The organism is Amycolatopsis jiangsuensis, from assembly GCF_014204865.1.
Classification (GTDB): domain Bacteria; phylum Actinomycetota; class Actinomycetes; order Mycobacteriales; family Pseudonocardiaceae; genus Amycolatopsis; species Amycolatopsis jiangsuensis.
Genome location: NZ_JACHMG010000001.1, coordinates 6,250,443 through 6,263,470, shown reverse-complemented (window position 1 = coordinate 6,263,470; position 13,028 = coordinate 6,250,443). Strand labels below are relative to the sequence as shown.

At 70.6% G+C, this 13,028-nt stretch carries 14 protein-coding genes and 1 tRNA gene; 8 read left to right on the top strand and 7 right to left on the bottom strand.

Annotated features, from left to right (window positions below):
• Positions 1-54: 54 nt before the first annotated feature.
• Positions 55-459, top strand: a complete 405-nt coding sequence (locus tag BJY18_RS28545; protein WP_184782998.1) for an NUDIX hydrolase — start codon at positions 55-57, stop codon at positions 457-459.
• A complete protein-coding gene (locus tag BJY18_RS28540) occupies positions 453-833 on the top strand; it encodes a VOC family protein (protein ID WP_184782997.1) in 381 nt (126 codons plus the stop codon). Before BJY18_RS28545 ends, BJY18_RS28540 begins: the two co-directional genes overlap by 7 nt.
• Here BJY18_RS28540 and BJY18_RS28535 read toward each other — a convergent pair.
• From BJY18_RS28535 to BJY18_RS28520, 4 genes are all read right to left on the bottom strand, one after another.
• Entirely contained in the window at positions 822-1,832 is a 1,011-nt protein-coding gene (locus tag BJY18_RS28535) for an AraC family transcriptional regulator (RefSeq protein WP_184782996.1), read from the bottom strand. The genes BJY18_RS28540 and BJY18_RS28535 overlap by 12 nt on opposite strands.
• Positions 1,829-2,770, bottom strand: coding sequence for an oxidoreductase (locus tag BJY18_RS28530; RefSeq protein WP_184782995.1), 942 nt, complete (start codon positions 2,768-2,770; stop codon positions 1,829-1,831). The genes BJY18_RS28535 and BJY18_RS28530 overlap by 4 nt, the downstream gene beginning before the upstream one ends.
• Positions 2,771-2,876: 106 nt before the next feature.
• Positions 2,877-3,467 (bottom strand): TetR/AcrR family transcriptional regulator, encoded by a 591-nt coding sequence (locus BJY18_RS28525; RefSeq protein ID WP_184784902.1) that lies wholly within the window; start codon positions 3,465-3,467, stop codon positions 2,877-2,879.
• 107 nt (positions 3,468-3,574) lie between these two features.
• Complete coding sequence (locus BJY18_RS28520; RefSeq protein WP_184782994.1) at positions 3,575-4,534, bottom strand: acyl-CoA desaturase; 960 nt, start codon at positions 4,532-4,534, stop codon at positions 3,575-3,577.
• A gap of 197 nt (positions 4,535-4,731) precedes the next feature.
• On the opposite strand from BJY18_RS28520, the gene BJY18_RS28515 reads away from it, so the two are divergent.
• The 4 genes from BJY18_RS28515 to BJY18_RS28500 all read left to right on the top strand — a co-directional run bounded on the left by BJY18_RS28515 (position 4,732) and on the right by BJY18_RS28500 (position 9,097).
• Positions 4,732-4,803 (top strand) — tRNA-Gln (locus BJY18_RS28515).
• A 101-nt stretch (positions 4,804-4,904) separates the two neighbouring features.
• A complete protein-coding gene (locus tag BJY18_RS28510) occupies positions 4,905-6,584 on the top strand; it encodes a GGDEF domain-containing protein (protein WP_184782993.1) in 1,680 nt (559 codons plus the stop codon).
• 45 nt (positions 6,585-6,629) lie between these two features.
• Positions 6,630-8,120: a bifunctional UDP-N-acetylglucosamine diphosphorylase/glucosamine-1-phosphate N-acetyltransferase GlmU gene (glmU, locus tag BJY18_RS28505; protein WP_184782992.1), complete on the top strand. Its 1,491-nt coding sequence runs from the start codon at positions 6,630-6,632 to the stop codon at positions 8,118-8,120.
• Positions 8,117-9,097 (top strand): ribose-phosphate diphosphokinase, encoded by a 981-nt coding sequence (locus BJY18_RS28500; protein WP_184782991.1) that lies wholly within the window; start codon positions 8,117-8,119, stop codon positions 9,095-9,097. The genes glmU and BJY18_RS28500 overlap by 4 nt, the downstream gene beginning before the upstream one ends.
• 224 nt (positions 9,098-9,321) lie before the next feature.
• Here BJY18_RS28500 and BJY18_RS28495 read toward each other — a convergent pair whose 3' ends face one another.
• Complete coding sequence (locus BJY18_RS28495) at positions 9,322-9,747, bottom strand: pyridoxamine 5'-phosphate oxidase family protein (RefSeq protein WP_184782990.1); 426 nt, start codon at positions 9,745-9,747, stop codon at positions 9,322-9,324.
• Positions 9,748-9,843: 96 nt separating this feature from the next.
• On the opposite strand from BJY18_RS28495, the gene BJY18_RS28490 reads away from it, so the two are divergent.
• Entirely contained in the window at positions 9,844-10,704 is an 861-nt protein-coding gene (locus BJY18_RS28490) for a TIGR03621 family F420-dependent LLM class oxidoreductase (RefSeq protein ID WP_184782989.1), read from the top strand.
• Here BJY18_RS28490 and BJY18_RS28485 read toward each other — a convergent pair.
• Entirely contained in the window at positions 10,640-11,314 is a 675-nt protein-coding gene (locus tag BJY18_RS28485; RefSeq protein WP_184782988.1) for a TetR/AcrR family transcriptional regulator, read from the bottom strand. The genes BJY18_RS28490 and BJY18_RS28485 overlap by 65 nt on opposite strands.
• 139 nt (positions 11,315-11,453) lie before the next feature.
• Here BJY18_RS28485 and BJY18_RS28480 point away from each other — a divergent pair, with 139 nt between their 5' ends.
• A complete protein-coding gene (locus tag BJY18_RS28480; RefSeq protein WP_184782987.1) occupies positions 11,454-12,314 on the top strand; it encodes an esterase/lipase family protein in 861 nt (286 codons plus the stop codon).
• A 13-nt stretch (positions 12,315-12,327) separates the two neighbouring features.
• On the opposite strand, the gene BJY18_RS28475 is transcribed toward BJY18_RS28480, so the two are convergent.
• The gene (locus tag BJY18_RS28475; RefSeq protein WP_184782986.1) at positions 12,328-12,972 is read right to left on the bottom strand and encodes an NAD(P)-dependent oxidoreductase; all 645 of its coding nucleotides are present in this window, start codon (positions 12,970-12,972) and stop codon (positions 12,328-12,330) included.
• Between the last annotated feature and the right edge of the window lie 56 nt (positions 12,973-13,028).

The following is a 13,028-nucleotide window of genomic DNA, read 5'->3' as shown; positions in this document are numbered from 1 at the left end:
TCCCCAGTGTCCTTACTGATCAGGTATTCCCGCGGCAGACGGTAGTCTCCGCGGATGACGACGATCGACAAGGTGGCCTGGCTGCACGTGGTCGACGGCCGGGTACTCGCCGCGCGTTCGGCCGGCAAGGACACCTGGTACCTGCCCGGCGGCAAACGGGAGCCCGGGGAGTCCGACGTCGAGACGCTGGTGCGAGAGATCACCGAGGAGCTTTCGGTCGCGCTCCTGCCGGACACCGCCGCGCCTGCCGGAGTGTGGGAAACGCAGGCGCACGGCCGCGCGGAAGGCGTGCTGGTGCGGATGACCTGTTACACCGCGGAGTACACCGGGCAGCTGGCGCCGAGCAGCGAGGTCGAATCCCTCGGGTGGCTCACCCACGCCGACCGCGCGCACGTCTCCCCCGCGGTCGCGCTGATCCTCGACGACCTGCACGCGCGCGGTGAGCTGGCCTCGTGCTGAGGCTCGGATTCCCGGTCATCGGCGTCACCGACGTCGAACGGGCGGTGCGGTTCTGGACCGAAGCACTCGACCTCGCCGCCACGCCGGAATGGGCGACCGAAACGTGGCGGACGCTGGTGTCTCCGGGCGGCGAGCGCGCACTCGCCCTGATGCACAGCGCATCACCGGCGCAGCCACGGCCGCGGCTGCATCTGGACCTGCTCGTCGACAGCACGGCGGAGCAGCGGGCCGAGGTCGAGCGGCTCGTCCGGCTCGGTGCGCGCGAGGTCGACTGGGACAGCTACCCACCCGAGCCGGACTTCGTCGTGCTCGCCGATCCGGACGGCAATCTGTTCTGCGTGGTCGATCTGAGCCGGGCTCCCTCAGGCGGATGAGGTGCCGCCGAGCAGGGCCCGCGCCTGCTGCGGAGTCGTCCCCGACCACTGGTGGAACGCGCGGTAGAACGAGCTGGGCTCGTCGTAGCCGAGCAGCAGCGCGATCTCGGTGACGGTGACGCCCGGCCGTTCCAGGTAGTGCCGGGCCAGGTCGTGCCGGGTGCGTTCGAGTACGGCCTGGAAGCTCGTGTCCTCCCGAGCCAGCCGGCGTTGCAGGGTCCGCACGCTCAGTGCCAGCCGCCGGGCGACCGCGGGCGCGGCGCACTGGCCGGCGGGCAGCAGCTCGAGCAGGGCGGCCCGGACGCGCCCGGCGGTCGATTCCACCTCGTCGAGGTCGGCGAGCCTGCGGCGCAGCTCGGGTTCGAAGACTTGCCACATCTGCGTGTTCGCGGTGAGGAACGGGCGACGGGCGTCCAGCGCGGTGAACGTCACGGTGGCCTCGGGGCCGTTCGCGATGGGCGTCCCCAGGTACTCGCGGTACGCCTGCGCGGCGGCACCTCGCGGTGGTTCGGGCATGGCGATCCGCGCCGGCGTGACCCGGCCGCGGGTACCCAGCCGGGCAAGCGCGACCGGCAACGCCAGTTCGTAGGCGACGAAGCTCGACGGCGGCTCCGGGCCGGTGAGCCGCCGGACGGTCAGTGTCAGGCTGCCGCCGTCGGCGTCCACGGCCAGCTGCAACGGACCCAGCAACCGCTTGTACACCGCGATCCGCTCCGCAGCGTGCCGGAGGTCGGGGCTGCACAGCGCGGCGAAGATGGTGGGCTGGAACGTCTCGGCGCGGGCCTGCCCGGCCAGCGCCACACCGATCGCCGGGTCCCCGGACAGCTCCTCGACCGCCTGCCAGCACCGGTAGAACTGATCCGGGGTCAACGCCGCCTGCCGGTCGAGGAGCAGGTCCTCGGGCAGTCCGGCCAGCCGCAGCACCGAACCGATGGGCGTGCCCAGGTCGGCCAACGCGGCGGTGATCGCCGGGCCGAGCGTGAACCTGCCGACGCTCACCGCTGCGCCACCACCCGGGTGACGTCCACGTCCACACCGGTCAGCTGCCGGGAAACCTGCCACAGCGAGCGGATCGCCGCGTCGGTACCGGGACGGTGCAGCCGGCGCCGGACCGGGCTGCCCGACGAGGACCAGCGCGGGCCGTACATGGTCCCGCCTCCGGCACGCGGATCGGTCGCCGCGCGCAGCTGGCTCAGCGCCCCGCGTTCCGGACTCATCCCCGCCCTGCGGGCGAGGACCCGGAAGAACGTGCCCAGCGCTCCGCCGACGCCGGCCTCGGCCGTGACGGCGTGCAGGTCGGAGTTCGTCGCCCCCGGATGCGCGGTGAGCGCCCGCGCGGACAACCCGGCCGCCCGGAACTGCCGGTCGAGGCCCTGTGAGAAATGCCGGTTGGCGAGCTTGGAGTTCGTGTACGGGCGCCACGGGTCGTAGTCGCGGCGCCGGCCGAAGGGGTCGGCCGGATCCAGCGCGCGGCCGAGGTGCTGGGCACCGCTGGTCACCGTGACCACCCTGGCGCCGGCAGTGCGCACCAGCGCGGGCAGCAGGTGCGCGGTGAGTGCCCAGTGCCCGAGGTGGTTGACGCCGAGCTGGGTTTCGAAACCGTCGGCCGTGCGGCCCTCCGGCGTCGCCATCACGCCGGCGTTGGCGATCAGCAGATCGAGGGCGGGATGCACGGCGAGGATCTTCCCGGCGGCCTCGCCGACGGACGCGAGCGACCCCAGATCGAGCCGGACGATCTCCAGCGACGCGTCCGGAACAGCCGCGATGATCCGGTCGCGCGCCGCGGCAGCCTTCGCTTCGTTCCTGGCCGCCATCACGACGTGCGCGCCCTTGGCTGCAAGCGCCTGCGCTGTCGCCAGCCCGAGACCGCCGTTGGCGCCGGTGATCACCGCGACGCGGCCGCTCTGCTCCGGGATCTCGGCCGATGACCAGGACATGTCCGCAACTCCTCGGGTGAAGACGATGATGCCTCCACGCTAGGAACCCATCGCCCGGAGCACAGTGGCAGAACCCGCCACACCGGTAGCGGTTCGCGCCATCGGTTCAGCCGAGCAGCCGCGGCTTGTGCTCGAGGTGCGACAACCCGTTCCACGCGAGGTTCACCAGATGCGCGGCCACCTCGTCGCGTTTGGGCTTGCGCGCGTCCAGCCACCACTGCCCGGTGAGCGCGACCATGCCGACCAGCGCCTGGGCGTACAGCGCGGAAAGCTTCTCCTCGTAGCCACGCGCGGCGAACTGCTGGGCCAGGATGTGCTCCACCTGGCCGGCGATGTCGTTGAGCACCGTGGAGAACGTGCCGGTGGAACTCGCCACCGGGGAGTCGCGGACCAGGATGCGGAAGCCGTCGTGGGAGTCCTCGACGTAACTGAGCAACGCGATCGCCGCCTGCTCGAGCATCACCCGTGGGTGCCCACCGTGCAGAGTGGACACCATCCGGTCGAGCAGCAGCTGCGTCTCGCGGTCCACGACGACCGCGTAAATGCCTTCCTTGCCCCCGAAATGCTCGTACACCACCGGTTTCGACACGTTCGCCCGCGCCGCGATCTCCTCGATCGACGTGCCGTCGAAACCCTTCTCCGCGAACAGCGCCCGCGCCACGTTCAGCAGCTGCTGCCTGCGCTCGGTCCCGGTCATCCGCACCCGGGTCACCGGAGCGGCCGGCCGCGCCCCGGTGACGGCCTCACGTTTGGCCCGTCGTCTCCCCGCCATGGGCAGCAGGGTAGTGGCCGGGCTACTCCTGCCTACTCCGCCTCGGCGGCGATGCGGGCGAGGCGCTGCGGCGTCGGCCAGCGCACGTCGTGCGCCCAGCCGAACTTCTCGAAGATCCAGATCAGCCGGGCGGACAGGTCGATCTGCCCGCGCTTGACCCCGTGCCTTGCCGAGGTGGGGTCGGCGTGGTGCAGGTTGTGCCAGGACTCGCCGAAGGAAAAGATCGCCAGCGGCCAGAAGTTCGCCGAACGGTCCCGCGCGGCGAACGGGCGCTCGCCGATCATGTGGCAGATCGAGTTGACCGACCAGGTCACGTGGTGCAGCACGCAGACGCGGACCAGCCCGGCCCAGAAGAACGCGGTGACCGCGCCCCACAGCGACCACGAGATCAGGCCACCCAGCAGGGCCGGGCCCAGCAGGCTGACCAGCGACCACAGCCAGAACAGGTCGTCCACCTTGCGGATCGCCGGGTCCTTGACCAGGTCGGGCGCGAAGCGGCCCTGGTTGCTCTTGTCCCGCTCGAACAGCCAGCCCATGTGCGCGTGCCAGAAGCCGCGCGCGATGGCCAGCGGCGAGGTGCCGAACGCCCACGGCGAGTGCGGGTCGCCGTCGCGGTCGGAGAACGCGTGGTGGCGCCGGTGGTCGGCGACCCAGGTGATCACCGGGCCCTGCAGCGCGATGCTGCCGGAGATCGCCATCGCCACGCGCAGCCAGCGCTTGGCCTTGAATGATCCGTGCGTGAAGTGCCGGTGGTAGGCCACCGTGATGCCGAGCCCGCTTATGGCGTAGAAGACCACGAACAGCCCGACGTCGAGCCAGCTCAGGCCCCAGCCCCAGGCGAACGGGACGGCCACGAGCAGGGCGAGAAGGGGCAGCAGCACCCCCAGGTACACCGAGATCTGGACGCCGATCCCGCGCTTCCCGTCGATGACCGGCTTCGGGCCCTTCGGTGGCTTTCCGGCTGGCTGGGAACGGTCGAGGGTGGCCGTCATGCGTTCACTTCTTCCTGCGGTCTGCCCCTGGAAGGGTGCCCTAACCTACGGTCTCGTAAGTTACGGTACAGGAGGTTCGGCAGCCTGTGGAGGCCCTGAATGTCCGGTTCCGTGGTCGTCGCAGGCATACCCGGTGGCGGACGTCTCACCCTCCCGCCACCGGACCCATCGATCATCGCTATCCTGACCAGGTTCGATCCGCCGTAGTGTAATCGGCAGCACTTCAGATTTTGGTTCTGACAGTTCAGGTTCGAATCCTGGCGGCGGAGCTGCCCAGCAGCGTGGCAGACCGGTCGAGCGATGGGAGTGGGGGCGGCTGAGCGAGGAAGCGAGCGACTCCGCGGGCGCCCGGCGCCCGACCCTGGTCGAGATGTCCGACGCGTGGCTGGTCGGCCGCGCGCGGGAGCTGATCGCGGCCGTACAGCGGCAGGAACACCAGAACCAGCTCGAGATCGTCGCGATCATGGACGAGCTGCTGGAGGAGACCCTGCGCCGCGGGGAACCGACGCTCGTCGCGCAGCTCCTGCGTGCCTCGGCCTTCGCCCGGCTGGTCACCCGCGGCCTCGCCGCGGAGGCCGAGCCGCGTCTCGACGAGATGCTCGCGCACACCCGGCGGCACGGGCTGTCGCTGCTGCGAGCGGACGCGCACGCGCTGCGCGGGCGCCGGCTGGTGCTCGCCGCGCAGGAGGACGCCGCGCTCACCGAAATCGCCCGCGCGCTGGCGATCCTCGACGATTCCACCATCCCGGACCGCCAGGTCGGCGTCCGCAACTGGAACCGCATGCAGTCCAACGCGCTCATCGACTGCTGGATCGTGCTCAACCAGCTCGGCGTGTACGAAGCCGCCGAGGAGGTGATCGGCCGCGCGCACCAGGCGATCCGGGAAAGCGCGAGCCCGCACGAGATCACCCTGCAGCTGATGAACCGGGTCAAGATGCTGCTCGGCTGGGGCCTGCGGCTGGAACGCGTCGAACGCTACGAGGAGTCGGCGGAGAAGTTCCGCACCGCCTCGTCGATGGCGGTCGCCGCCGAGGGTCCGTTCGCCGAATCGCTCTTCCCGCGCAAAACCGGCGTCGCCGCGGTGGACCAGGTGGGCGTGCTGGCCGCGGCGCTCGCCCTGCACCATCCGGCCGCCGAGCACGTGGAGCGGCTACGCCGGCTGTACGAGGGCCACCACTTCCCGCACGAACAGGAGATCGTCGCGGTCGCGCTGGGCCGGTGCCTCGACGAGGCCGGGCAGCGCGAGGAAGCGCTGGTGGTGCTGCGGGAAACCCGCGAGGCGATCTTCGAACTGCCGTCCCAGCCTTCGATCCGGCTCACCATCACCCGCGAGCTGGCCCGGCTCGATCCGGAAGCGGCGAACCAGTCGCTGATCGACTACGCCACCGCGCTCGAGACGGAAATGTGGTCACTGCGCGAATCGCAGATCGCCACGCTCAACGCCCGGCGTGAGCACGAGCGGCTTTCGGCCGAACACGGTGCGATCACCCAGCAGGCGTTGCAGGATCCGCTCACCGGCCTGCCGAACCGCCGCGCGCTGGACGAGCGGCTGCGCGCGCTGTCCTCGTCGGCCGACGCCCAGCCGCTCGCCGTCGCGCTGGTCGATCTGGACGGCTTCAAGGGCGTGAACGACAAGCAGTCGCACGCCGAAGGCGACAACGTGTTGCGTGTCGTCGCGAGCACGCTCCGCGACACGTTGCGCGGCGACGACGTGGTGGCCCGTTACGGCGGTGACGAATTCATCGCGCTGTTGCCGGGCACCCCGGCGTCCGCGGCGAAGATGGCGCTCGGCCGGGCGGCGAAGTCCGTCGCCTCGCTGCCGCACCACCTTTCGCACGGCGTCACCCTCTCCATCGGCCTGGTCTCACTGCGCCCGCAGGAGCGTGCCGAGCAGGTGCTCGCCCGCGCGGATGCCGCTATGTACCAGGCGAAACGCGACGGCGGCAATCAGGTCGCCTCGGCCAACTCGATGGCAGGCGACGGCAGTACGAGCTGGCCCGGCGAGAGCGTGCCCGCCGACCCCGCGTGGGCCGCCGAAGACCCCACGTAGGATCGTTGCCTGACGTCAGCCGACCGGTGAATCGTTGGGAGTCATGTGGCCACCCCGCTGAGCACGTTGATCCTCGCCGCGGGTGAGGGCACCCGCATGCGCTCGTCCACCCCGAAAGTGCTGCACCCGATCGCCGGGCGGCCGTTGGTGGAACACGCCGTCCGCGCCGCGGCCGGGTTGCGGCCGCAGCACCTGGTGGTCGTGATCGGCCACGGCCGCGAGGCCGTCGGCGCCGAGCTGGCCCGCGTGGGCACGGTGCTGGACCGTGCGGTCACCACCGCCGTGCAGGAGGAGCAGAAGGGCACGGGGCACGCGGTGTCCTGCGCGCTGCGCGAACTCCCGCAGGGGCTCACCGGCACCGTGCTCGTCAGCTACGGCGACGTACCGCTGCTCGACACCGAGACGCTGAGCGCGCTGCTGGCCGAGCACAACGGCTCGGGCAACGCGGTCACCGTGCTCACCGCGGTCGTCGCGGACCCGAGCGGCTACGGCCGTATCGAGCGCGACGGCGAAGGCGTGGTGAAGGCGATCGTGGAGCACAAGGACGCGACGCCCGAGCAGCTGGAGATCACCGAGATCAACTCCGGCGTGTACGCGTTCGACGCGGCCGTGCTCACCGAAGGGCTCTCGCGGCTGTCCACGGACAACGCGCAGGGCGAGCTGTACCTCACCGACGTGCTCGGCATCGCGCGCGAGGACGGCAAGGGCGTCGGCGCGCTGGTGGTCGACGACCCGTGGGTCACCGAAGGCGTGAACGACCGCGTACAGCTGTCGACGCTCGGCGCGGAGTACAACCGCCGCATCGTGCAGCGCTGGCAGCGCGAGGGCGTCACGGTCGTCGACCCGGACACGACCTGGATCGAGGCGGACGTCACGCTGTCGGCTGATGTGCTGATCGAACCGAACACGCAGCTGAAGGGCGCCACGTCGGTCGGCGAAGGCTCTGTGGTCGGCCCGGACACCACGCTCACCGACGTGACCATCGGCACGGACGCTTCGGTGGTCCGCGTGCACGGTTCCGGCGCGGAACTGGGCGACGGCGTCACCGTCGGCCCGTACACCTACCTCCGCCCGGGCACCAAGCTCGGCGCGAAGGGCAAGCTGGGTGCGTTCGTGGAGACGAAGAACGCGGACATCGGCGCCGGGACGAAGGTGCCGCACCTGACCTACGTCGGCGACGCGACGGTCGGCGAGCACAGCAACATCGGCTGCTCCAGCGTGTTCGTGAACTACGACGGGGTGGGCAAGCACCACACGGTCGTCGGCTCGCACGTGCGGATCGGCGCGGACAACACACTGGTGGCGCCGGTGCAGGTCGGCGACGGCGCTTACAGTGGAGCGGGTGCGGTGATCCGCGACGACGTTCCGCCGGGTGCACTGGCGGTGTCGGCCGGAGCGCAGCGCACCATCGAAGGCTGGGCGGTCCGGCGCAGGCCGGGCACGCCCGCGGCGGAGGCGGCGGAAGCCGCGCTCGCCGCGCAGGACACCGCGGTGTCCGAGTCCGCAGCAGGAACCGACGGGGAGTCGCCAGCATGAGTCCGAAGTCCGGGACGCCGAAGAAAAACCTGATGCTCTTCTCCGGCGGTGCGCACAAGGAGCTCGCGGAAGAGGTCGCCAAGCACCTGAACGTGACGATCACTCCGCAGACCGCGCACACCTTCGCCAACGGCGAGCTGTTCGTCCGGTTCGAGGAGTCCGTCCGCGGGACCGACGCGTTCGTGATCCAGGCGCACACCACGCCCATCAACGAGTACGTGATGGAGCAGCTGATCATGGTGGACGCGCTCAAGCGCGCCAGCGCCAAGCGGATCACCGTGGTCATGCCGTTCTACCCGTACGCCCGCCAGGACAAGAAGCACAAGGGCCGCGAGCCGATCTCCGCGCGGCTGATCGCGGACCTGTTCAAGACCGCGGGTGCGGACCGGATCATGACCGTGGACCTGCACACCGCGCAGATCCAGGGCTTCTTCGACGGCCCGGTGGACCACCTGATGGCGCAGTCGGTGCTCGCCGACCACATCAAGGACACCTACGGCGAAGCGGACATCACGGTCGTCTCGCCGGATTCGGGCCGGGTGCGGCTGGCGGAGAAGTGGGCGCAGCAGCTGGGCGACCGGCCGATCGCGTTCATCCACAAGACTCGCGATCCGGACAAGCCGAACCAGGCCGTGGCCAACCGGGTGGTCGGCAAGGTCGAGGGCAAACTGTGCGTGCTGATCGACGACATGATCGACACCGGCGGCACGATCGTGAAGGCCACCGAGGCGCTGCTGGAGCAGGGTGCCGCGGACGTGGTGATCGCCTGCACCCACGGCATCCTGTCCGATCCGGCCACCGAACGGCTCTCCCAGTGCAAGGCACGCGAGGTCATCGTCACGAACTCGCTGCCGATCCCGGACGAGAAGCGGTTTTCCGGGCTCACCGTGCTGTCGATCGCCCCGATGCTCGCCGAGGCCATCCAACAGGTCTTCGAGGACGGCTCGGTCACGTCCCTCTTCGACGGCGCCGCCTGAGCCGCTCCGCCGCTTGCCGAACGGTCCCGGGCGGGTGTGCCAGCTGGTACCCCGCCCGGGACCGCGGCTTGACCACGGTGGCGGACAAGCCCGCAACCGACCAGCAAAACCCCGCCCGGAGGCGGTACCCGTCGGACCCGGTCCCCGGCTTTGCCGGCCCCACCTGGAACGGGTGCGGACATCCCCCGTTCCGAACGGACCCGCAGGTGCCGTCGCGGGTGGGTTCAGAAGGCTCCGAGGTCGGCGGCCAGCCAGTGCTCCGGGCGGAGGTAGATCACCGCGTGTTCGCCCAGGTGTTCGCGCTCGTATTCGACGAAGCCGGCGGCTTTGTCCTCCGGCAGGTAGCGGGCGGCCATTTCCCGGGAGAGCTCGGGCTCGTCCGGCGTGGTCCGGACCACCGGTCCTTCGACCGACACGTAGCGGACGGTCGGTTCGGCTCGCTCCACCATCAGTGAGAACCGGCCGGCCGCCGCGATCGCCCGGCCCTTGCGGGAGTTCGGATCGGTGCGGATCCACAGTTCGCCGCCGGGCGTGTACTGGTACCAGATGGGGACCGTCAGCGGGGCCCGGTCCGGGCGCTCGACCACGGACAACGCACCGATGTGCGGCTCGGCCAGGAACTGCTCGCGTTCTTCCACGGAAAGTGCCATACGCCGAAGCTACCGGGCACCTACGACAAAACCCGGCTGATCCGCCCGTGGCGAAATCGGGTGCCGAGCGCAAGGCGGCTGGCTAGCTTCGGCGGCATGAACGAATTCACCTTCGGCGTGAGCCTGCGGAGCGTTCCCGGGTGGACGGCGAACTGCCGGCGTGCCGAAGAACTGGGGTATGACCACATCTCGGTGCCCGACCATCTCGGCACTGGGCTGCCGGCACCGTTTCCGGCGCTGACCGCGGCCGCCGCGGTCACCGAACGGGTCCGGGTCGGCACGCTGGTGTCCAACGTGCCGTTCTACAACCTGGCGCTGTTCGCGCGGGATGTCGCGACCACGAACCAGCTCACCGACGGGCGGCTGGAGCTGGGGCTGGGCTCGGGCCACATGAAACACGAGTTCGACGAAGCCGGCCTGCCGTGGCGCAAGGCCGCCGACCGGATCAGCTACCTCACCGAAGGCCTGGCCGAGCTGCGCACCCGGCTGGCCGACGAGGGCGGGATGCCGCGCCTGCTCATCGCGGGCAACAGCGACGGCGTGCTGCGGCTCGCCGCGGAGCAGGCGGACATCGTCGGATTCGCCGGGCTGCGCCAGGAACGCGGCCGCCCACCGGGCACGTTCGCACTGGACAACGCCGACGTGCTGGCCGAGCGCGTCGGGTATTTCCGTGCCCTGGCAGGAAACCGCGCGGTCGAGCACAACCTGCTCGTGCAACGCGTGGTGATCACCGACGATCGCCGCGCGGCCGCCGCCGAATGGCACGCGGCCACCGAGCGCAGCGCCGCGAGCATCGAGGAGGTGCTGGAAGCGCCACAGTTGCTGTTCGGCACGGTGGACGAGGTCGTCGCGCAGCTCGTCGCCCGCCGCGAACGTTACGGGTTCTCCTACATCACCGTGTTCGAGCCGACGATGGAGACGTTCGCCCCGGTGGTGGCGGAGCTTCGGGGGCGCTGACCGCCGCCGCGCGCACCTTCGCCACGGCGTCGCCCGCGATCAGTGTCAGCACCCGGGCGAGAAGCCCGTCCGGCACGGCCTCCTCGTCGATGTTCGCTTCGACCGCGAGGCCGTTGCTCAAGGCCAGCAACACCACGGCGAACTCCTCCGGCGGCAGGGGCAGCTCCAGACCGAGCCCGTCGGCGAGCCGTTCCAGCGCACGCGCGATCGTGCCGCGCACCTCCCGCCGGCGCCGGCGCAATGCGTCGCGGCGGCGTTCGTCGTGGTGTGCCATGGCGAAGAACTCGGCCAGCAGCAGGTGCCACACCGCGTCGGTGCGCATTTCGTGCATCAGCACCGCGGCCACGTTCGCCAGGGCTTCGTCGCCGCCTTCGGCGAACCCGGCCAGGCTGGTCTCCAGCCGGTGTACGGCGTGCTCTTCCATCAGCGCCAGCACCAGTTCGTCCTTCGAGGCGAAGCTGGAGTACACCGCGCCCTTCGTGAGGCCCGCCGCGGCGGCCACCTCGGTCAGCTTCGTGGCCGCGATGCCCTGGTCACCGAACACCTCGAAAGCCGCGTCGAGAATGCGCCGGCGCGTCTGCGACCGCGTCGGGCGCGTACGGCCGGTCATCGGAGGCCTCCCTTGATCGGGACCTTGACAGTGCCGAAGGTCACTCCGTACTTTCAGGTATCCAATACCTGGCGGTCTCGTGCGTCAAGGGCCGCCCCACCGGCGACGAAGCCGGTGGGTGAAGAAGGGAACTCATCCGATGAGAAAACTCTTCCGGCCCTTCGCCCTCCTCGCGGCGAGCACCGCGCTCCTGGCCGCGTTCACCGTTCCCGCGCAGGCCGCGAGCGGCGGAGTCAACGACAGCGACTGCACACCGAGCAGCGCGCACCCCCGTCCGGTGGTGTTCCTGCACGGCCTCGGCGCGACCTCGTACGAGGACCTCAACTTCCTGCAGGACTCGGTCGCCGCACAGGATTACTGCACGTTCAGCCGGACCTACGGCGCCTACCCGCAGTTCCCGGTCGTCGGCGGGCTGCGCCCGATCGCCGACTCCGCGGCCGAGATCAAGGAGTTCATCGGCGAGGTACTGGACGAAACGGGCGCGCAGCAGGTCGATCTGGTCGGCCATTCCGAAGGCGGCTTCCAGTCCCTGTACGTGCCCAAGACCCAGGGCATCGCGGACCGGATCGGCTCGGTGGTCGCCATCGCCCCGCCGGCGCACGGCACCACCTTCGCCGGCCTGACCAACCTCGCGTACCTGCTGGGGCAGGGTGAACGCGAAGCGGTCGGCAAGGCGCTCGATGCCCTCGGCTGCCCCGCCTGCGACGACCTGATCACCGACGGCGAGGCGGTCCGGACGCTGACCACCGGGCCGATCGCGCAGCCCGGCGTGCACTACACGGTGCTCACCTCACGGTACGACGAACTCGTCACGCCCACCGACACCGCCTTCGTGCGGGAGCCGGGCGTGGTGAACGCCTACGTCCAGGACACCTGTCCGCTCGATCCGGTCGGCCACATCGGCGAGGCCTACGACCTCAACGTGTGGCACCTGGTCACCAATGCGCTCGACCCGGCGCATGCGACGAAGTTCGCCTGCACGGCCGGGTCGCCGGGCTGAGGTACGCCGCAGGTCAGTACGCGACGGAGAACCGCGCACGCCGGTGCTTCGGCTCCTCGATCTCGTCGAGGTAGGCGATCGCGAGGTCCGCGGCGCTGAGCCGGGAATGCCCGTCCGAGTCGCTGAGCAGCACGTCGCCGCCGACCCGGAACTTCCCGGTGCGCTCGCCGGGGTTGAAGGAGCCGAATTCGGCGGCCGGGCTGACGTAGAACCAGTCGACGTCCTCGGGGAGCGCACGCAGCGCCTCGAGGACCTCGGCGTGGCTGCCGGCCTCGTGCTTGTACGCCTCGGGAAACTCCGGGGTGTCGATCAGCCGCGGGCCGTCCTCGCTCACCCGCAGCGAACCGGCACCGCCGACGAACGACAGCCGGGCGCCCGCCGCGCGGGCCGCGTCCACGAGCGTCGGAAGGGCGTCCAGCAGCCGACGCCCTTCGTCGTCCGCGCCACCGCGAGTGGCCACCACGAGCTCGTTCGCACCTTTGCTCACTTCGGCGACGAACGCGGCGTCGTGGATCGAGCCCGAGCGTGCGTCGGCGCCTTCGGGAAGCCCGTCCGCCTTGCGCGCCACACCGGTCACGGAATGCCCGCGCCGCAACGCTTCTTCGGTGATCCGGCCACCGGCGTACCCCGTCGCGCCGAACACCACCAGCTTGCTCATATCCCGCCTCCGGTAGGAAGATCCGTTTCGGTGGCGCCGATGGTAGAGACGGATCT